Origin of the sequence: Stenomitos frigidus ULC18, assembly GCF_003003795.1 — a bacterium.
Classification (GTDB): Bacteria; Cyanobacteriota; Cyanobacteriia; order Leptolyngbyales; family Leptolyngbyaceae; genus Stenomitos; species Stenomitos frigidus_A.
The window spans coordinates 41098-60336 of record NZ_PVWK01000099.1; the positions used below are offsets into that span (position 1 = coordinate 41098).

General features: G+C 50.4%; 16 protein-coding genes and 1 pseudogene. 9 read left to right on the top strand and 8 right to left on the bottom strand.

Going from position 1 to position 19239, the window contains the following annotated elements:
• Nucleotides 1-205: 205 nt before the first annotated feature.
• The gene (locus C7B82_RS18390; RefSeq protein ID WP_245939981.1) at nt 206-1609 is read left to right on the top strand and encodes a hypothetical protein; all 1404 of its coding nucleotides are present in this window, start codon (nt 206-208) and stop codon (nt 1607-1609) included.
• 368 nt (nt 1610-1977) lie between these two features.
• Nucleotides 1978-2322 (top strand): hypothetical protein, encoded by a 345-nt coding sequence (locus tag C7B82_RS18395; protein ID WP_146141190.1) that lies wholly within the window; start codon nt 1978-1980, stop codon nt 2320-2322.
• A gap of 75 nt (nt 2323-2397) precedes the next feature.
• Here C7B82_RS18395 and C7B82_RS18400 read toward each other — a convergent pair whose 3' ends face one another.
• The 3 genes and pseudogenes from C7B82_RS18400 to C7B82_RS18410 all read right to left on the bottom strand — a co-directional run bounded on the left by C7B82_RS18400 (nt 2398) and on the right by C7B82_RS18410 (nt 4640).
• Nucleotides 2398-3330 carry a lysylphosphatidylglycerol synthase domain-containing protein gene (locus C7B82_RS18400; RefSeq protein ID WP_106257734.1) on the bottom strand — a complete coding sequence of 311 codons (933 nt, stop codon included), beginning with the start codon at nt 3328-3330 and terminating at the stop codon, nt 2398-2400.
• A 159-nt stretch (nt 3331-3489) separates the two neighbouring features.
• A pseudogene (gene recR / locus C7B82_RS18405) lies at nt 3490-4071 on the bottom strand (recombination mediator RecR); the annotation flags it as partial.
• Between the two features lie 218 nt (nt 4072-4289).
• Complete coding sequence (locus tag C7B82_RS18410) at nt 4290-4640, bottom strand: histidine triad nucleotide-binding protein (protein ID WP_106257736.1); 351 nt, start codon at nt 4638-4640, stop codon at nt 4290-4292.
• Between the two features lie 240 nt (nt 4641-4880).
• Between C7B82_RS18410 and C7B82_RS18415 the strand changes: the two genes are divergently transcribed.
• Nucleotides 4881-6476 (top strand): B12-binding domain-containing radical SAM protein, encoded by a 1596-nt coding sequence (locus tag C7B82_RS18415; RefSeq protein ID WP_106257737.1) that lies wholly within the window; start codon nt 4881-4883, stop codon nt 6474-6476.
• Nucleotides 6477-6587: 111 nt separating this feature from the next.
• Here the strand turns inward: C7B82_RS18415 and petL are convergent, their stop codons facing one another.
• The gene (gene petL / locus C7B82_RS35350) at nt 6588-6680 is read right to left on the bottom strand and encodes a cytochrome b6-f complex subunit PetL (protein ID WP_106257738.1); all 93 of its coding nucleotides are present in this window, start codon (nt 6678-6680) and stop codon (nt 6588-6590) included.
• A gap of 274 nt (nt 6681-6954) precedes the next feature.
• Between petL and aroB the strand changes: the two genes are divergently transcribed.
• Nucleotides 6955-8070 (top strand): 3-dehydroquinate synthase, encoded by a 1116-nt coding sequence (gene aroB, locus C7B82_RS18425; RefSeq protein ID WP_106257739.1) that lies wholly within the window; start codon nt 6955-6957, stop codon nt 8068-8070.
• 494 nt (nt 8071-8564) lie between these two features.
• Nucleotides 8565-9689 (top strand): THUMP domain-containing class I SAM-dependent RNA methyltransferase, encoded by a 1125-nt coding sequence (locus tag C7B82_RS18430; protein WP_106257740.1) that lies wholly within the window; start codon nt 8565-8567, stop codon nt 9687-9689.
• Between the two features lie 83 nt (nt 9690-9772).
• Here C7B82_RS18430 and era read toward each other — a convergent pair whose 3' ends face one another.
• The gene (gene era / locus C7B82_RS18435; protein ID WP_106257741.1) at nt 9773-10858 is read right to left on the bottom strand and encodes a GTPase Era; all 1086 of its coding nucleotides are present in this window, start codon (nt 10856-10858) and stop codon (nt 9773-9775) included.
• Between the two features lie 119 nt (nt 10859-10977).
• On the opposite strand from era, the gene surE reads away from it, so the two are divergent.
• Together surE and C7B82_RS18445 are read left to right on the top strand one after the other, a co-directional pair.
• Nucleotides 10978-11664 carry a 5'/3'-nucleotidase SurE gene (gene surE, locus C7B82_RS18440; protein WP_106257742.1) on the top strand — a complete coding sequence of 229 codons (687 nt, stop codon included), beginning with the start codon at nt 10978-10980 and terminating at the stop codon, nt 11662-11664.
• 225 nt (nt 11665-11889) lie between these two features.
• Entirely contained in the window at nt 11890-12120 is a 231-nt protein-coding gene (locus C7B82_RS18445; protein WP_106257743.1) for a hypothetical protein, read from the top strand.
• Between the two features lie 66 nt (nt 12121-12186).
• On the opposite strand, the gene C7B82_RS18450 is transcribed toward C7B82_RS18445, so the two are convergent.
• The 3 genes from C7B82_RS18450 to C7B82_RS18460 form a co-directional block, all read right to left on the bottom strand.
• Entirely contained in the window at nt 12187-13950 is a 1764-nt protein-coding gene (locus C7B82_RS18450; RefSeq protein ID WP_106257807.1) for a ribonuclease J, read from the bottom strand.
• Between the two features lie 287 nt (nt 13951-14237).
• Nucleotides 14238-15122, bottom strand: coding sequence for a 4-hydroxy-tetrahydrodipicolinate synthase (gene dapA, locus C7B82_RS18455; RefSeq protein ID WP_106257744.1), 885 nt, complete (start codon nt 15120-15122; stop codon nt 14238-14240).
• Nucleotides 15123-15234: 112 nt separating this feature from the next.
• Entirely contained in the window at nt 15235-16275 is a 1041-nt protein-coding gene (locus tag C7B82_RS18460) for an aspartate-semialdehyde dehydrogenase (protein WP_106257808.1), read from the bottom strand.
• 460 nt (nt 16276-16735) lie between these two features.
• Between C7B82_RS18460 and tig the strand changes: the two genes are divergently transcribed.
• Together tig and clpP are read left to right on the top strand one after the other, a co-directional pair.
• Nucleotides 16736-18337, top strand: a complete 1602-nt coding sequence (tig, locus tag C7B82_RS18465; RefSeq protein WP_106257745.1) for a trigger factor — start codon at nt 16736-16738, stop codon at nt 18335-18337.
• 271 nt (nt 18338-18608) lie between these two features.
• Nucleotides 18609-19238, top strand: coding sequence for an ATP-dependent Clp endopeptidase proteolytic subunit ClpP (gene clpP, locus C7B82_RS18470; protein ID WP_219904573.1), 630 nt, complete (start codon nt 18609-18611; stop codon nt 19236-19238).
• The last annotated feature ends 1 nt before the right edge of the window (nt 19239 follow it).

A 19239-nucleotide genomic window follows, 5' to 3' on the forward strand; every position in this document is an offset into this window, starting at 1 on the left:
ACGATCATCTTCTAGCCCGGCCATGATCACAGGCTCAAGTTGTATCTCGTCACCCGGTACTGTGGACAAACACTCCATTATCATGAGACGCTTAGCTCTCTCGTCCAGCAGGCTTTGAGCACAAACAGCTTGAGAGCCCAGACGTCAAAGCAAAGCTTTACCTTCTTCATTTGTCGAATCTATTGATTAATCCTGAGTACATATGATGATCAGGGATGCTCTAGACGATGCTCACCAAAATGAAACACCGATTAGATTAAACAGGCTGAATCGGAACATTCAGCAGGCTCAGGAGACGGTCTACAATTTCCTCCTGGAAATTGTCAAGAAATGGCCTCCTGAAGAGGTTTTGCTTGAGTTCAAACGCTTGTTCATCTATCACGTTGAATCGATCAGCGCTGATGCGATGCAGGCAATTTATGACATTGTTTTTTCAAACAATGAAGAAGAATTCAGAAATACGCTCAAACGCTGCTGTTACATCTTAGTGAACAACTGGGATGCAACCCGCAACTATAAGCCGATTCAGGATCTGGTCGTCGTCTTTACCGATCCCTCCATCAACCGGAACACAGCCTCCCCCACATTAAAGCGACTGCGTCACTGGCTGGATGAGTTTGTCAAAAGTAGTGATTACGAAGAACTAAAGCTCTTTGTCTCGCGCTACGAAGAAAAAGAACGAGGGCCCTGGGTATCGCGGTATACATCCTATTTACTCGTGCCTCAATACATCGATCTAAAAAATCCGATCGAGCAGCGGGAGGCAGCCAGAGCTCTATCAAAGCAGCTGAAAGATCGCTTTAAGTTTGACCTGGCAATGTATATTGCACGATCGCAGAGCAATGCCCCTAGTAAGCGGATTCCCAAAAACCCAACGGCTTTAGGGGAGGAAGTGCTGCGACTCATTAAGGCGATCGTGGCTAAGCGAGGTCCCTTCAGCTATGCTAATTTGGCAAATATTTTTGTTAACCAAACGCAAAATCTTCCCTACAGCAAATTTAAGCAAAGCATACAGCAGTATTTAATTTTTTCTGTGGAGAATCAGGAGTTTGTTGAGACCTTACGTGCAAAATTAACAGAGAAATTAGATACCCTTTACGAAAGTCATGATGATGAGATTGTCACGAGTGCTCTGACGTTACGCACGTGCAATCGGGTCATTGATTACTTGACCACCGAGAATCAAACAGAGCCCTCCCAGCTTTTTGTGCTGCTGCTTTCGCAAGGAAATCCTATTACTCTAGTCGTCGCACTCCTCAAAATCATTCTGATTTGCAAGCATTCACGCACTCATTTAGAAGCGCGGATTGCCGAACTCATTCGGTATTACCAAAACTATCCTGAAGATGAATGCGCCTGGGTCGTGAATTTTTTGGAAGTCTTTACCGTAACGTTCGCGATTCATGCCGAAAACGTTCAATACAATCTCATTAAGATGAAAGTTGATGAAGTACAGCTTTCACCAAATATTTTTGACCCAGACAAATACCGCATCTTTTCTCAGCTCAAACGCGAAATCAAGACAGACTTGCTTCCGTTATTGCTTAACCCAGAAGCAGACGTCATCGACTCTGAGACGAATGGCACCGGAGAAGCGTTGCTGGAGTAGCAACCGCTTTGAGGACTCGGTATTGCTGAATTTGGGGATGCTTGGTGCCTTTCGATCGCTACTGTAACGGCGCTATAGCCTGCGGTTGCAAGAACCGCGAAAAGCCTCTACGAAATTTCTTCCTTAAAGCAGGAACGCCTATCCCTTCTCTGTTTTAATGCCCTCTCTCTGTGTAAAGGCATTTCTCGTTGATTTGGATCACAGTGGAAACTTATAGACGGAGCTAGCAGTCTCAACTTGAACCCAGCTAAGTGGTTAAACACTCGATCAGTGCTGGGTTCTCATTCACCGCTTTGACCACAGTGATGTGCATTACACTGAAGGCAATTCGTCTTCAGTCGAACTGTTAAGCATTAGGAGTCTTGATCATGAAACGAATGATGGCGGCAGCGATCGGCCTACTTCCGATCATTGCTGTATCGCTCTTACCTCAGGTAGCCTCTGCCCAAGCAGCACTGCGAGCAGCTACCGTTAGTCCCTGGACTATTGCCGATCGCTACGATAACGATGATCGCCGTGATCATGATGATCATCGTGACGGTTGGCGCAACCGCAACATAGACTACCAACGTGCGAATGACCGTCGTGACAATGATCGTTGGAACAACAATCGTCGTGACCAACAGCGCCGAGTCTGGATTCCCGGTCATTGGGAAAGTGGCTTCTTGGGGATTGGTCGCAAATGGGTCGAGGGTCACTACGAAAATCGGTAATGTACCTGTGATGTTAGTTTAGGCATTCAGAAGGGGCTGACAGCAGCCTCTTTTGCCATGTGAAAGGACTTGAAATTAAGCAAAACGCTGCTCATCAAGCCATGCCAATCCACCACCAGCCGCTTCAGCGAGAATACTGATCAGCCGATAGAGTGCCACCACGCTGAGAATTAAGCCTGGAGAGAACGTCTCACCGAGTAGAGCGATCGCCGTTGCCTCAAATACGCCAATGCCGCCCGGTGCACCCGGAACCACTAAACCCAGTAGCCAGGCCAAACTAAAGGCACTTAGCAGTAATGGCAGTTGTCCAGGTGCGATGGGGCTGATTGCCAGGAAGGTTAGCAGAAAACCCAGGCTGCGTAGAAGCAAAAAGCCAACCTCTCCAACCAGCGGCAAAAGCGGATAATGTTCTAACCGAGGCGGAAGCGAATCAATGGCAGTTCTGGTCGCTTTCTGCTTGAGTTTGCTAACATAACCAACCAGCCGATTAATAATGCGAGGGTGCACCGAAGCTAGGACAAGGATCAGGCTCAGCCATTGCAGTGAGATGATAGCTAGCCCATAGCGTGCCGCGATCGGTTGACTGCACAACAACGTCACTAGCAACGCCGCCGCTGCCATCAAAAGTGGTTCCAGTAAGACACTGATGGTTGCGGTTTCGAGCGTTGCCCCGGCCTTAGTAGCTGCCGTCACGCGCCCATAGTAATGCCAGACATTACCAGGAAGATATTTGGCGATCGTCGTTTTCAAATAAGCTTGTACCAGCCCAATACCGTTCACAGGCTGTTTCAAGTCTTGCAACAGGCGACTCCACACACCACCCGCGCAAATGTGGGCGAGTAGAGTGACTCCAAGCGCGATCGCCAGACAGGCTACCCCCGTGTTGCCCAGACGAATAGAAACAACCTTCTGCCAGTGCTGCTTGAGGACGGTGCCTAAAAAGAACAGGGTCCCACCGAGAATAGCCCAGCGTAGAAAGGGTTTTAAGCGTGCTCGGATCTGCTTCATCGATTCCCAGCGGGTTGCAGTTGAATAGTCAGCCGTCAGCCGTCAGTGGCCACTGACTAAACGTGTTGCCATTGACTAAATCTATTGATACACAACACAGTACCGCTAGCACTCAATCCATCGCTGACCGCTGGCCACTGATGACTGACCGCTTCTTCCCTAATCCAACTCGCGCCGACCTTCCAAAGCTCTCGCCAGCGTAACTTCATCGGCATATTCCAGATCACCACCCATCGGTAGCCCAAAGGCAATGCGCGTCACTTTTGTAAAATGCTTCAACAAATGCCCGACGTAAAGGGTGGTTGTCTCACCTTCAACACTTGGGCTAATTGCCATAATGACTTCGGCAATATTTTGCTGCTTCACCCGACGTATCAGTGGTTGGATATGCAGTTGCTCTGGGCCAATGCCGTCCATTGGAGAAATCAGCCCACCCAGAACGTGATACTTGCCTCGATATTCGCGGGTTTTTTCCAGCGCGATGACATCTCTAGAATCAGCGACTACGCAGATGGTTTGGCTATCGCGACTAGGGGTACGACAAATTTCGCAGACAGGTTCTGCTGACAAGTGAAAGCAAACAGAGCAATACCCAACCTGTTGCTTAGCTTCCATCAACGCATTCGCCAGCGCTTTCACCTCATCCTCAGATCGCTTGAGGATATGAAGTGCTAGCCGCTGTGCTGTTTTAGGACCCACACCAGGAAGATGCTGCAGTTGCTCAATTAAGCGGGCAAGGGGGCGTGTGTAAACCGTTGGAGTTCCTCCGAATCTAGATCAATTTTAGCGCGGACGGGAGGGAGAGGAGTGAGGGGAGAGGGGGAGGCAGGGGAAGCAGACGGCGGAAGGGAGTCGGGAGTCGGGAAGAAATTCAAACTCAAAACTCTCTAGTGCAGCGGCACGAAGTGCTACTCAAAACTTTTATCCTTCATCCTTTATCCTTTCCTCCTCCTCCTCCCTCACCCCGGCGGCCATGTCAGCGATCGCCCACCCAGAATATGAAGGTGGAGATGATCAACGGTTTGACCACCATCAACACCCGTGTTAATCACAAGGCGATAGCCTTTGGTTAAGCCTGCCTGGTCGGCAACACGTTTGGCAGTGAGCAAGAGATGACCCATCAGAGCGTGGTCATTGGATTCGGCGTCGGATAGTTTTGCGATCGGCTGTTTAGGAATTACCAGGATATGCACTGGAGCTTGCGGATGAACGTCTTTAAAGGCGAGTGCCAAATTGTCTTCATAAACAATCTCGGCGGGAATCTCTCTACGGATTATCTTGCTAAAAATCGTCTCGGTTGTTTCGCTCATGCTGTCGGGTGCCAGATGGGGTGCTAGTTGAAATTTTAAGGGGTTAAGAGCTGTTATTGACCGTTGAGTTACTGCAGTTGCAACCAGAGCGTTGGAGGGCTAAGGCGAAGACAGCTTGCTAGAAGCGAGAAACCGTTAGCTACCAGGTATCAATGCGATCGACGAATTTGGGTAAGACAGGGTAAGCTTGAGTGACTTCACATCAGTCACCGCTTTTCGGTGTAAGGCACAGCTACATTAATGAAAGTTTTACTTCTATACCCCCTTTTCCCAGAATCATTTTGGTCTTTTGATAAAGCACTTGAACTCATTGATCGCAAAGCCTCATTACCACCGCTGGGCATGATTACTGTGGCTGCTATCTTGCCGCAAACATGGGAATTTCGCTTAATTGACCGCAACGTGCGATCGCAGACCGAAGCCGATTGGGCCTGGGCTGAGCTGGTGATTCTATCGGGCATGATTGTCCAAAAGCCTGACCTGCTCCACCTTATTCAAGAAGCCAAGCAACGGGGCAAACTGGTTGCGGTTGGTGGGCCTTACGTCACCTCCGTACCCGATGCCGCACATAAGGCAGGCGCCGACTTTTTAGTTTTGGATGAAGGGGAAATCACCCTACCGATGCTAGTAGACGCGCTCAACAGAGGCGAACGATCGGGCATTTTGCGTGCGCCTGAAGGTGAAAAACCGGACGTTTCCGGTACCCCTGTGCCACGGTTTGACCTGCTGGATCTCGATGCCTACATCGAAATGTCGGTACAGTTTTCACGGGGTTGCCCGTTCCAGTGCGAGTTTTGCGACATTATTGTGCTCTACGGGCGGAAGCCTCGCACGAAAACACCCACTCAGCTACTGGCAGAGCTACAGGCTTTGTATGACTTGGGCTGGCGACGAGCAGTCTTCATGGTCGATGACAACTTCATTGGCAACAAACGCAACGTCAAGCTGCTGCTGCGCGAACTGGTGCCCTGGATGGCGGCACATAACTATCCGTTCCGGTTGAGCACCGAAGCTTCTGTTGATCTTGCTCAAGATGAAGAACTGCTGGAGCTGATGGTGCGGGCTAATTTTACAAGTGTGTTCCTGGGGATTGAAACACCAGACACCGAAAGCCTCGCGATGACCCAGAAGTTTCAGAATACGCGCAATTCGCTGGTCGAATCGGTGCAAACCATTAACCGGATGGGGCTGTCAGTTATGGCAGGCTTTATTTTGGGCTTTGATGGTGAAAAACCTGGGGCCGGCGATCGCATCATCGAGTTTGTCGAAGCCACTGCCATTCCGAAAGCGATGTTTGGGATGCTCCATGCGCTACCGAACACAGCATTGTGGCATCGCCTAGAAAAAGAAGGTCGGCTGCTGGAGTCTAGTCAGGACTTGAGCGGACAGCAAATGGGGCTGATGAACTTTATTCCCACACGCCCGATCGAAGCGTTAGCCAGAGAATACGTCAGCTGCTTTTGGGAACTGTATGAACCCAGCCGCTACCTCGCACGGGTTTATCGCCATTTCATGAACATGGAGCCAGCACCCCACAAACGACCCTTTCAAATGCTGGAATGGGTTGAACTACGAGCCGTGCTGACCATTTGTTGGCGACAAGGCATCAAACGCCCTACCCGTAAGCAATTCTGGCAGCAGCTTTTTTCGATCCTACGGCGCAATCCGGAGGTGTTCGTGCCTTATATGAGCAACTGCGGTTTACTAGAGCATTTTCTCCATTACCGCCAACTGGTGCGCAGCCAGGTAGAAGCACAGCTAGCAGACTCTTTGGCGCATGAAATTGCCCACCAGCAGGCTGAGGCTGAAAATGTGGTGAGCGCGATCGCCAGGTAGAAAGGCTGTTGTTGGTTGCTACTGATTAGCTGATTCAGCTCAACTGTTGCAGATGCATCTAGCGCCGTTCGCCAGATACCCCACTTTTTCTAGCAACCAACCACCTAAAACCTAGATCAGCTTGACTGCTCGCAGCGTAAAGAACAGACCGATCGCCAAAACAAAAACCGCACCTAACAGTAAAGGAAAAAGCAGCAATGCCATTTGTTATCTCTCCACGGATCTAGCAAAACTATACAAAATAATGAGCCGCATAAGGTGACTAGAGACAAATAAACTTAGAAGAAGGCAGAATAGAGCGGTCAGGGGTCAGCGGTCAGCCATCAGCCATCAGCCATCAGCCATCAGCAGTCAGTGGGCAACGGAACAGCACAGAGTGGGGGAGTAGAGCCAGTCAACTCAAAGCTTAAAACTCTCACCGCTTCCTCCGCTTCCCCTCCCTCTCATCTTCCTTATTCCCTCTCCCCTCCTCCCTCCCATGCAGTCTGTTATTCCCGTCAACTTACCCCAGCATTCCTACAACATCGCGATCGCCCCCGGCAGCTTAGATCAGCTTGGCACCTGGATGCAGGGCACAGAAGCGTACCCATTAAAGTTGGGTAAGAAGGTTTTGCTGGTGTCGAATCCAACCGTGTTTCAGCACTACGGCGAGCGGGCGATCGCATCGCTAGAACAAGCAGGCTTTGCGGTCGCGACGTGCCTCCTCTCTGATGGCGAGCGGCACAAAACCCTGGAAACGCTGAGTCAGATTTATGATGCAGCGTTGACCAATCGGTTGGAGCGCTCGTCAACCTTTGTGGCTCTTGGTGGTGGCATCATTGGCGACATGACGGGTTTTGCGGCGGCGACCTGGCTGCGCGGTGTGAATGTTGTGCAGGTACCAACCTCGCTGCTAGCAATGGTCGATGCCGCGATCGGTGGCAAAACAGGGGTTAACCATCCCAACGGTAAGAATCTGATTGGAGCCTTTCATCAACCGCGCCTGGTGCTGATTGACCCACAGGTATTGCAAACCTTGCCTGTAAGGGAATTTCGAGCAGCGATCGCAGAAGTCATTAAATACGGCGTCATCTGGGATGCAGATCTCTTCACTCAGCTCGAAGCCGCGCCCCAACTTGACCAGCTTTCCAATCTAAGTGCGGAACTATTGCAGGCGATGTTGACCCATTCCTGTCAGGCGAAAGCGCATGTGGTCAGCAAGGATGAAAAAGAAGCCGGACTACGGGCAATTCTCAACTATGGGCACACGATCGGGCATGCGGTCGAAAGCTTAACGGGTTATCAAGTTGTAAATCATGGCGAAGCAGTGGCGATCGGCATGGTTGCTGCAGCACAAATCGCGGTAGCCCTCCAGCTCTGGCAGGGCACGGATGCCCAACGCCAGCTCAAGCTTTTACACAACGCTCACTTGCCAACCCGTTTGCCCAGCGGAATTGATCTGGATGCAATTTTGACATCCCTACAAGTAGACAAGAAAGTCGAAGCCGGACAGGTACGGTTTGTGCTGCCAACTCAAATTGGAGCAGCGATCGTCACCAACCAAGTAAGCACAACGGTCATCCAACAGGTTTTAGAGCACATGCAGGCTGTTTAAAGGCAGTCACTTTTGAAGTCAGTACTGTTGAAAAGTAGCGAATTGATCTTACTCTCACTGCGTTCAGACGCCAATCTTTACCGTGTTGACTGACTTCCGGTGAAGAAAGATCAACGCACTCAGAAACTGATTTTGATTTTCAAATCAGCATCGTAATACCAATTCTTTTTGAAGAGGCATAAAACCATGCATTGTCGGTTGGGTTGAACAACGTGAAACTCCTAGCGCAACTATGCCAAAGGCTTTACGCCAGCATTAGGTTGGGTTTCGTCAGACTCAACTCAACCTACAGTTCGATGCAGAGTCATACGAAATTGGTCTTACACAGTGTCGTTCGACAGCAGTTAACCTGTATTGGGCGCTGAGTTAGCGTGCCTCTGCGGCTTCAACCAGTCAAGCATCGTTTAACCAGTCACAGAAGGTTTTCTCCAGGCCGATATAATTGATCAAAGGAAAGCGGCTTCGCGATGCCTTATCAGTTATGAGCCTCACGCATGAATCAGTATTTTGCAACAGTGGCACGGGGGCTGGAACCGCTTGCAGCTAAAGAGCTAGAGCAATTGGGAGCCCATGCTGTAGAACCAGGGTTTTGTGGGGTTGCCTTTGCGGGCGATCGCACTCTACTTTATCGCGTCAACCTCTGGGCACGTTTGCCGTTCCGCATCTTAATGAAGCTACATGAGTTTCCTTGTAAGGATGCGGAGGAGCTCTATCACGGCATTCAGACGATTGATTGGTCGATTTACCTTACCCCCGATCTGACGCTGGCAGTGAACGCGACGGGGAAAAGTGAACAGCTTAACCATACCCATTTCACTGCACTCCAGGTCAAAACAGCGATCGTCGAGCAGCAGCAAGAAACGGTGGGCGATCGCTCCGATGTAGAGCTGCAATCGCCGGACCTACAGATCAGCATCCATATCGATCGCGATGTCTGTACTGTCAGCCTTGATAGTTCTGGCAAGAGTTTGCACCGTCGGGGGTATCGTCCGGCCGTTGGTTCTGCACCGCTGAAAGAATCACTGGCAGCGGCGCTCATTCAACTGTCGGGCTGGCAGCCAGAGCAAATGTTTTACGATCCGCTGTGTGGCTCTGGTACGTTACCGTTGGAAGCCAGCCTGAAGGCGCTCAACATTGCACCAGGGCTGTTTCGAGAGCATTTCGGGTTTGAAACCTGGTTAGACGCTGACCTGTCGCTTCTGGAGCAACTGATTCAGGAGGCGGAAGCCAGCCAACGAGATAGTCTTCCTGCACCAATTTGGGGTAGCGATCGCGATGAAGCGGTAATTGATCAAGCGATCGTCAATGCCACTAACTGCGGTGTCCTCAACCACGTTTATTTCGCTGCAATTGACCTTGAAGACGTTGCTGCCCCTGCCGATAACGGTGTCTTATTTTGCAATCCACCCTACGGCGAACGGTTGGGACGCGATAGTGATTTGGGTGCTTTCTACAAACAGTTAGGCGATGTGCTGAAACAACGCTTCAAAGGCTGGACGGCGTTTGTGCTGAGTGGCAATAAGGAACTCTCGCAGTCAATCGGGCTGAAATCATCCCAGCGGTTTGCGGTTTACAATGGCACGTTGCCCTGTCAGTTGATGAAGTATGAACTGTACTGAATCAAATGGCTCTTTGCCACCAATTGCACTCGCCCTTCAGAAAAAGCACACCCTCAATAGATTCATCCTGCGATGTGCCGAATCTACTGTTCCACGCGATAGCCTAGCTCAGCAAGTCGAGCGCTCGATTGCCGCCATTTGGGTTGCACTTTGACAAACAGTTCCAAATAAACTTTACCCGCAACTAATTTTTGAATTTGCTGCCGCGCCGCAGAGCCGATCGCCTTGAGCATCTCGCCCCGCCGACCAATCAAAATCCCTTTTTGGGACGGACGCTCGATATAAATCGTTGCCAGAATGCGAGTAATGGTCGGTTCTTCCTCCACGCGATCGATGCCGATCGCCGTTGAATGAGGCACTTCTTCCCGCGTCAGCAATAACACCTGCTCTCGAATCAACTCGCCCATAATGAAGCGCTCTGGCTGATCCGTGACCAAATCAGGCGGATAGTAGTAAGGCCCCGGTTCTAGATGCTGAATGAGCTGTTGCTGTAATGCCTCTACCCCTTCTCCAGTGAGCGCCGAAAACTTAGCAATTTCCCACTGTTGGCTGGCTGCGAGTTCCTGGTAGCTGCGATCGAAGGGATGAGGAGAGAGGGGTAAGGAGGGAGGGGAAGCGGTTTGAGTAAATTCTGCTGGATCGGCTTGTAAGCCTTGATCGTCTGCTTCTAGATCTCCCTCTGCTTCCCCTACTCCCTCGCTCTCCTGCTCTTGCACACCCTCCTGCCCTGGCTGCTGATCGGCCTTGTTAATGCCCAGGATGATTGGCATTTGGCATTTGGTTAGCCAGTTGGCAATAAAGCGATCGCCGCCGCCCGCTTCTACAGACCCATCGACGACAAACAGCAAAACGTCTACCGATTGAATGGCAACTTGGGCATTTTTGACCAGCACTTTGCCAAGTTGATGGTGCGGCTTGTGAATGCCGGGAGTATCGACAAAAATAAGTTGAGCCGTTGGGGTGGTCAGAATGCCCCGCAGACGGTTGCGTGTGGTCTGCGCGATGGGTGAAGTAATGGCAATTTTTTGCCCGACCAGATAATTCATCAGGGTCGATTTGCCGACATTCGGGCGACCAATAATACCCACGAAGCCCGATCGAAACCCAGGTGGCGAGGCAGGAATGAGTCCAGACAGTCCCGTTTGATCGTAGTCGTTAAGCTCACTCATGCAGTCCCTAACCTGTACCTTGTTACTAGAAGCGCGATCGTCCATCCGTCAGTCATTTTAGTGTACGCACTAACGCCCATCCGCAACGCCCAACACTCAAACCGTTTCTTACTTACCCCATGACTTTAATTTTGACTAATGATGATGGCATCGATGCACCTGGAATCCAATCGCTGCTGCAAGCCGTGAGTCAGTTTGACCGCAAAGCGATCATTGTGGCCCCTCAAGCGCCTCATTCTGGCTGTGGCCATCAGGTAACAACAACGAAACCGATTCATGTACAGCAGCGATCGACCATCGAATATGCGATCGGTGGTACGCCAGCAGACTGTGTACGCATTGCTCTGAACCACCTGGCACCTAAGACCGCCTGGGTGCTCTCTGGCATCAATGCTGGTGGCAACTTAGGGTCGGATGTTTATGTCTCCGGAACCGTAGCCGCCGTGCGTGAAGCCGCGCTTTACCGGATTCCCGGTGTTGCTCTTTCCCAATATCGACGGAGTGGACATGCGATCGATTGGGCGATCGCTACCGAGCTAACGACTCGCGTTTTACTCACTCTTTTTGATCGTGTTTGGGAACCTGGAACCTATTGGAACGTCAACCTACCTCATCTGGATACGGACGCACCCACACCAGATATCGTTTTTTGTCAGCCATGTACGCAGCCATTACCCGGAAATTACCGAGTTGATGGTGATTACTTCTATTATGCAGGGGAGTATGCTGGGAGACGACGAGATATCGACAGTGATGTCGACATGTGCTTCTCTGGACGCATCGCCATCACGCAGATCAGGCTTTAGCGTTCAGGCAAACAATGGTGGTGGACTGGGATACCCTTTTGTTACCTGTTGAACAGGAACTTTTTAGAAAGGCTTTATCTAGTAACCTTACGTTAACAAAGCCACCCTTTGCTAGCAAAGCATCGTTTGAGACTCGTCCGCGACCAAACAACCTCATGCAGGGTCAAACCGCCCGATCGGGCTCAAGCTTGGCTCACTGCGTCCGGTAAAGTTTAGGGTTCTACCATGATTCTGATCCGTGAAATCGTCCAACAAGCGCTTATCACTGGTTACCTAACCATTGACGCCGAGAACCAACTGCGTCAGCTCCTGCGCACCAAATATGATGTTAACGATTTGAATGCCTTCATGTTGCTACAGCAGGCAGCAATGTCGGGCTCCATCCGGCAAGAATCACGCGATCGAGCCAAGAACGATCACGTGATGGCGTCGATGCTCGTGTCAAGGCAAGAATGACAAACCAGGACATTCATAGTTATGTCCTGGTTCATATGTCTTTTGCGACAGTAGACGGCTAGCCTACTACGATGCGATCGCAGGAGTGCGTCGTTCGCGGCTGACTTCCCGCACAGACGGTTCTTCAGGATTTTGCATCAAAAATACTAGCATTGGATTGCTTTGCAAGTCGCGTCGCAGCGTCCGTTGAATTTCGCGTTCAATCTGCGTCTGCAGCCCTACCCAGTCAATTTCAAGCTGTGCATCCTTACCTACGGGACGGGCGAATTCGTTCCAGCGATCGCGCAAGATCGTACCAATGGCGGTTTCGATCGAAGCTTGTAGTTTCGATCGCTCCAGCGAGGTGACCACACCGCTTAAATGAATTTGAGGCTTCGCTATCAGCGCCCCTGTCCAGCCGATCGCCGCTGCTACCGTCACAATGCCATCTCCTGCCAACTGCTGGCGTTCTTTCAACACTTTACTGTTGACCACACCAGAGCGAGAAGTGTCAACCAGCTCAATACCAGACGGCACTTTACCTGCAATACGCATTGAGGTTGCAGTCAACTCGACCACATCGCCGTTGTCAATAATCACCATATTTTCGGCAGGCACACCCACGCTTTGAGCCGTCTGAGAATGCTTCACCAGCATCCGGTGCTCACCATGAACAGGCAAGAAAAATTTGGGCCGGGTCAAGCCAAGCATCAGCTTTTGGTCTTCCTGACAGCCATGACCAGAAACATGAATGCCATGCTCCTTGCCGTAAATCACCTTGGCGCCTTTCATCATCAGCTTGTCGATCGTGTTTACAACCGCGATCGTGTTACCCGGAATCGGGTTCGCCGAAAAGACAACGGTATCGCCCTCACGGACTTTCACCTGACGATGTTCGCCATTCGCAATGCGAGTCATCGCCGACATGGGTTCACCCTGCGAGCCCGTGGTGAGAATCAAAACATGCTCATCCGATAGTTTTTGGAGCACCTGCAGTGGCTGAAACAAGCTTTCTTCACACTTGATGTAGCCCAGGGTACGAGCATGAGCAATGAGGTTGAGCATCGATCGCCCCACTACCGATACCACACGTCCATTTTTCTTCGCGAGTTCCAGAATCATATTGATGCGGTGGACTGATGATGCAAACGTTGTCACCAGCAAGCGACCTTTTGCCTGAGCAAAAATGCGATCCAGGTTAGGAAACACCGCTCGCTCGGAGGGTGTGCTTCCCGGAAGCTCAGAGTTGGTTGAGTCGCTGATCAGGCATTGCACGCCTTTTTCGCCGTATTCTGCCAGGCGTTGAAAGTCAAAGTATTCGCCATCAACAGGCGTATGATCAACTTTGAAATCGCCCGTATGAATAACCACACCCACTGGGGTACGAATGGCAACGGTAAAGCTATCCGCCATCGAGTGGGTGTTACGGATAAATTCTACGAAAAACGATTTACCGAGGCGCACCGTTTCACGCGGCCCCACAGTGCGCAGTTCGGTTCGCTTGGTGACGCCAGCTTCGCTCAATTTGTCTTTGAGGAGTGCCATCGCCAAGCGAGGGCCATAAATGATGGGAATTTCGAATTGTTTGAGGTGAAACGCAATACCGCCAATATGGTCTTCGTGGCCATGTGTAACGATCATACCCTTGATTTTATGGCGATTTTCCCGCAGATAGGTCATATCCGGCAGGACGATATTCACCCCATGCATGCCGTCTGTCGGGAATGCAAGACCTGCATCAAGCAAGATGATTTCGTCATTAATTTCAAAGACGCAGGTGTTTTTGCCGATTTCATGCAGCCCACCAAGGGGGATGATTTTCAGCGCGGGTGAAGAGTTATTTTGAGTCATTGGCATCCTTATCGAACGTGTAGAGAATAAAAAACTGGTTGGTTGAGCTTGGTTGTAAAGACATACACCCGTCGCTTCAGGCCTATGAGAGGGCGGTTGGACAAAATGTTTAATGCAGTTAGGGCAACAGAGGCAGGGTATGGCCTTTCAAGGGTGATTCAGTGCATGGAATACCTTGATCAGTAAGAACTGCCGCTTGCCAATTGCTTAAACGTGTTTGACAGCAACCGTTAGAGCAAGTAAAGACTTATTCAGTTGTAGAGAAACTTTTGTGGCGCTATTAATGCCTAGAGTAGGGATAGCTGTGTCATCACTGACGTTAATATTTTCGTTAAATCAGTCGAGCTATCAGCCAATGGTGGACGGGTAGAACCCACTGACCAACCTTGTAGCCTTAGAGCGGCCTTGACAGGAATAGGATTGGCTGTGACGAACAAGGCTTTGAACAATGGCAAAAGCTCAAGATGAGTTTTGGTAGCCACTTGATGCTGACCCGCTTCAAAGGCCTGAATCATCTGTTGGAGCTGCAAGCCAACCAGATGACTGGCAACACTAACGACACCTTTACCACCGAGCGCTAACAGTGGCAAAGTAATCGAGTCATCTCCAGAGTAGAGTGCAAATTCGGGTGGTGTCAAACGTTGAATCTCACTAGCTTGATCAAGATTCCCCGTTGATTCTTTGATCGCAACAATATTTTCGATTGTTGCAAGGCGACCGACTGTTTCAGCCTGCATGTTCTGCCCCGTGCGCCCAGGTACATTGTAAAGCATCATCGGCAGATGGGGCGCAGCTTCCGCGATCGCCTTGAAATGCTGATAAAGCCCTTCTTGGGGAGGCTTGTTGTAGTACGGGACGACTTGCAAAGAACCATCTAACCCTAGTTTAGCTGCTTTTTGGGTTGCTGCGATCGCTTCTTGTGTCGAATTTGAGCCCGTGCCTGCTATAACCTTCGCTTTGCCCGCTACCGCCTTCTGCACAACCTGAAACAGCTCGTACTCTTCAGCCCACGTCAAAGTCGGCGATTCTCCCGTTGTGCCGCAGACAACAAGCGTATCAGTGCCATGCTCTACCAAGTAGAACGCCAATTTCTCAGCGATCGCAAAATCGACGCTGCCATCGTCCTTGAATGGCGTGACCATTGCAGTTAAAACACGTCCAAAATTCACCACACTGTTTCAGTTGTTAGTTGTTATTAGAGAAGCGCAACGTTCAGTCAAAAGGCTAACGCGGATAGGCCTTTACAGACAGAAGTCAATAGCTAATAGCTAACCGCTAACGGCTCTAATTTGCAAGAGCGATCGACGGCTGGATGAGATTCTGTTGCGCTAAGAGTTCGGCAATCTGCACCGCATTCAATGCTGCACCCTTACGGATTTGGTCACCGCATAACCAAAGTTCTAGCCCTGTTGGATGAGAAAGATCCTGTCGGATACGCCCGACTAGCACGTCATCCTTCCCACTAGCGTCGATCGGCATGGGAAAGTAGTTTGCCTGCCAATCTTCCACCAGGGTCACTCCAGGAGCGTTGTTTAAGATGCTACGGGCTTGCGCCACATCAAACGGTTGATCAAACTCCAGGTTAATCGCTTCAGAGTGTGCCCGCAGTACGGGAACCCGAACACAGGTAGCGGTTACACGCAAAGTGGGCGCCTCGAAGATTTTGCGCGTTTCATTGATCATCTTCATCTCCTCTTCACAATACCCCTGCTCATTCAGCGCGGAGTTGTGCGGAAACAGATTAAATGCCAGCGGATAGGGAAAAAGTTCGGCTACAGGTGTTTGCCCCTGCAAGATGGCTTGCGCTTGCGTTTTAACCTCTTCCATTGCCCGTGCTCCAGCACCGCTGGCAGACTGATAGGTGGCCGCAACGATCCGTCGAATCGGCTGCACCTGATGCAGTGGATAAACCGCGACCGCCATCAAAATCGTCGTACAGTTAGGGTTTGCAATGAGTCCTCGATGTGCGGCGGCCGCTTGAGGATTCACTTCTGGCACCACCAGCGGTACGGTTGGGTCCATCCGAAAGGCGCTGGAGTTATCAATGACCACAGCACCAGAGGCGATCGCAGTAGGAGCCCAGGTCTTTGACACCGATCCACCCGCAGAAGCCAGCACCAGATCGATATTTTTGAAGCTTTTCTCATCAACGGCTTCGACCGGCAAGTGGTCGCCTTTAAACGAGAGCGTCTGCCCTGCCGATCGCGCCGACGCCAAAAGCTTTAGGCTTACCAGTGGAAAATCCCGCTGTTCAAGCAACTCCAACAATTCTGTCCCGACTGCACCCGTCGCTCCTAAAATAGCGACCCGATAGGGATGAACCAATTTAATTTCCTCCGTTAATAAACATTTAATAAACATTCAACTTAAAGCGTTTTAGATTGAAATAATTAATCTCTAGCAATAAAAATAGTCTGACTTTTCTATAGCTCAGATTTTTAACCCGCACATCTAGTCGGTCGGTAAGATGACCAAACCCTAAAAATCAGCATACGACTGATAGCGATTCCCAAATTTTAGCGAAATCTTTCGTAAACCCAGCAAGATTTTTCATGGAGCCAGGTGACAGCACGATTCCATAGACCGATTTTAAAGATTCACTGAAACAAATGAGCCACCCTTCAGCAGGATCAGTTACGATTACTTATTGCGGCGATGCAGTGAATGCGATCGCTACCTTTGACTGTCTGTCAATTCAGAACGTTGAGCGAGTGATTTTGTGCCCATAGAGCGGCTCGTTAAGCTGTTAACCCACTAAAAGTAAGTGTCTGTAGCGAATATACCGATGAAAGTTACCCAGGAAAAGCTTCCCGCCAGTCAGATTGGTTTGGAAATCGAAATTACACCGGAAATGTCCCAAAAGGCTTACGAGCAGGTCATTCAAAAATTTACCCGCTCTGCCAATATTCCTGGGTTTCGCAAAGGTAAAGTGCCCCGACAGGTACTCATCCAGCGCTTTGGCTCGGTGCAGATCAAAGCAACGGCGCTCGAAGAACTCATCGACGAGACGCTGAAGCAGGCGATCGAGCAAGAAAAGATTGACGCCTTGGGGAACTTTCAACTGCGATCGTCGTTTGATGACTTGGTCAGCCAGTTTGTACCAGGGTCAGCGCTCACCTTCTCTGCCTCCGTTGATGTACAGCCAGACGTCGCACTCGCTCATTACACTGACTTTCAGCTTCAGGCAGAAGAAGTAAAGCCCGATGCTGAACAAGTAGACAAAGTGCTACAGCAATATCAAGAGCAAACCGCAACCCTGATCCCCGTTGAAGGCCGTGCCGCACAACTGGGTGACACCACGGTTGTGGACTATAAAGGCGTCCTGTTGAGCGATGACCCTGAAGCCGAACCAGAGCCATTCCCCGGCGGTGAAGCTGAAGACTTTCAAGTCGAGCTGGCTGAAGGCAAGTTTATTGAAGGCTTTATCGACGGCATCGTGGGTATGACGCCGAGCGAAACAAAAGATATTTCCGTGCCCTTCCCAGACGAGTATGCGCAAGAAACGTTAGCCGGTCGAGCAGCCCGCTTCACTATCACTTTGAAAGAGATTAAGGAAAAGGAACTGCCTGCCCTTGATGATGACTTTGCCAAAGAAATCAGTGAGTTTGAAACACTGGCAGAACTGCGATCGTCCCTGGAAACTCGCTACAACGAAGAAGCTGAAGCCAAAACAACGGCCAATAAAGAGCAGGCCATCCTAGATGAGCTGCTGAAGCATATTGCAGTCGATTTGCCAGAAACCCTGATTGAACGGGAGCTGAGCTATCTCTTAAACCAGACAGCAATGCAGCTACAGAACCAGGGCATTGATGTCAAACGTCTGTTCAATCAAGATACGATTGGGATGCTCAAAGAGCGCTCTCGCCCAGAGGCGATCGATCGCATCAAACGTACGCTGGCATTGGGTGAAGTAGCTAAACGCGAGTCCGTCAAAGTCGAGCCCGAAGAAATTAGTGCAAGGGTGACTGAGTTGCTGGCAGAACTGGGCGATCGTGAGATTGATCCTGAACGGCTCCAGGCCGTCGTTGCCGAAGATCTACTCAAAGAGAAAATTGTTGGCTGGCTGATTGAACGCTCGACGATCGAACTTGTGCCCGAAGGAACGCTAGCGAAGCCTGACGAAGCTGAGGAGACTTTAGACGCAGCGACTGTTGAGACTGATGGCACGGACACCAATACGGTGGATGTCACCGCATCGGTCGTCGAACCAACAGCAGAGGCCGAAGCCGCAACAGAGGCTGAAGCGTCGAAAGGCTCAGCTTCTGACACACCCGCGATCGCGGATGCAGAAGGAGAACCCGAACCAGTCGAAACAGCTGAAGCTGAAAAGCCGAAAAAAACGCGTAAACCGTCCAAGGCAAAAGCAGAGTCCACCGACAGCGAATAACGCTTTGTCTATTTTGTTTATTCTGCAAGGGAACGCGTTGCGCCTTGAAACACCCAGGCTACAATAGCAGAGCATTTCGCTTGAGGTACCCACAAGTCCCCGGTTAGTTGAGGCATAATGTTTGGATAGACACATGCGATTCCACTACGAATCGCATCTGCTGACCCACAAAATCGGTCTACAGTGATTTCAGGCGATAATACCGACTATGTTTGTATCCCGCTCCGCTAACTACTCCATTAACAGCTTCAACTCCCTGGACGTCACCTCAATGGGGCCTCACAACGTCGTGCCGATGGTGGTTGAGCAATCTGGTCGCGGCGATCGAGCCTTCGACATCTACTCCCGGTTGCTCAGAGAGCGCATCGTTTTCCTGGGGACACCGATCGATGACACTGTTTCCGACTCTATTGTTGCTCAGCTGCTTTTTTTAGAAGCTGAAGAACCAGAGAAAGATATTCAGCTTTATATCAATTCCCCTGGCGGCTCTGTCACTGCAGGTATGGCAATTTATGACACCATGCAGCAAGTGCGTTCGGATGTTGTTACCATTTGCTTTGGTTTAGCCGCTAGTATGGGTGCGTTTCTCCTGGCAGCCGGTGCCCCGGGTAAGCGGATGTCTCTACCCAATTCTCGTATCATGATTCACCAACCCCTTGGTGGTGCGCAAGGACAAGCCGTTGATATCGAGATTCAGGCAAAAGAAATTCTTTACCACAAGCGCAAGTTGAGCGAACTGCTAGCGCTTCACACGGGTCAACCGTTGGAACGGGTAGAGATGGACACTGAGCGTGACTTTTTCATGTCCGCAGCCGAAGCCAAAGACTACGGGTTAGTTGATCAGGTTATTTCCAGACAAAATCTTCCTAAGGCGGGAGAGGCTGTTGCTGCAGTTAATTAAG

Excerpts from the sequence above, each read along its gene's own strand:
- C7B82_RS18390 (WP_245939981.1), top strand. The coding sequence starts at position 206 with ATGATCAGGGATGCTCTAGACGATGCTCACCAAAATGAAACACCGATT.
- C7B82_RS18395 (WP_146141190.1), top strand. The coding sequence starts at position 1,978 with ATGAAACGAATGATGGCGGCAGCGATCGGCCTACTTCCGATCATTGCT.
- C7B82_RS18400 (WP_106257734.1), bottom strand. The coding sequence starts at position 3,330 with ATGAAGCAGATCCGAGCACGCTTAAAACCCTTTCTACGCTGGGCTATT.
- C7B82_RS18410 (WP_106257736.1), bottom strand. The coding sequence starts at position 4,640 with ATGAGCGAAACAACCGAGACGATTTTTAGCAAGATAATCCGTAGAGAG.
- C7B82_RS18415 (WP_106257737.1), top strand. The coding sequence starts at position 4,881 with ATGAAAGTTTTACTTCTATACCCCCTTTTCCCAGAATCATTTTGGTCT.
- petL (WP_106257738.1), bottom strand. The coding sequence starts at position 6,680 with ATGGCATTGCTGCTTTTTCCTTTACTGTTAGGTGCGGTTTTTGTTTTG.
- aroB (WP_106257739.1), top strand. The coding sequence starts at position 6,955 with ATGCAGTCTGTTATTCCCGTCAACTTACCCCAGCATTCCTACAACATC.
- C7B82_RS18430 (WP_106257740.1), top strand. The coding sequence starts at position 8,565 with ATGAATCAGTATTTTGCAACAGTGGCACGGGGGCTGGAACCGCTTGCA.
- era (WP_106257741.1), bottom strand. The coding sequence starts at position 10,858 with ATGAGTGAGCTTAACGACTACGATCAAACGGGACTGTCTGGACTCATT.
- surE (WP_106257742.1), top strand. The coding sequence starts at position 10,978 with ATGACTTTAATTTTGACTAATGATGATGGCATCGATGCACCTGGAATC.
- C7B82_RS18445 (WP_106257743.1), top strand. The coding sequence starts at position 11,890 with ATGATTCTGATCCGTGAAATCGTCCAACAAGCGCTTATCACTGGTTAC.
- C7B82_RS18450 (WP_106257807.1), bottom strand. The coding sequence starts at position 13,950 with ATGACTCAAAATAACTCTTCACCCGCGCTGAAAATCATCCCCCTTGGT.
- tig (WP_106257745.1), top strand. The coding sequence starts at position 16,736 with ATGAAAGTTACCCAGGAAAAGCTTCCCGCCAGTCAGATTGGTTTGGAA.
- clpP (WP_219904573.1), top strand. The coding sequence starts at position 18,609 with ATGGGGCCTCACAACGTCGTGCCGATGGTGGTTGAGCAATCTGGTCGC.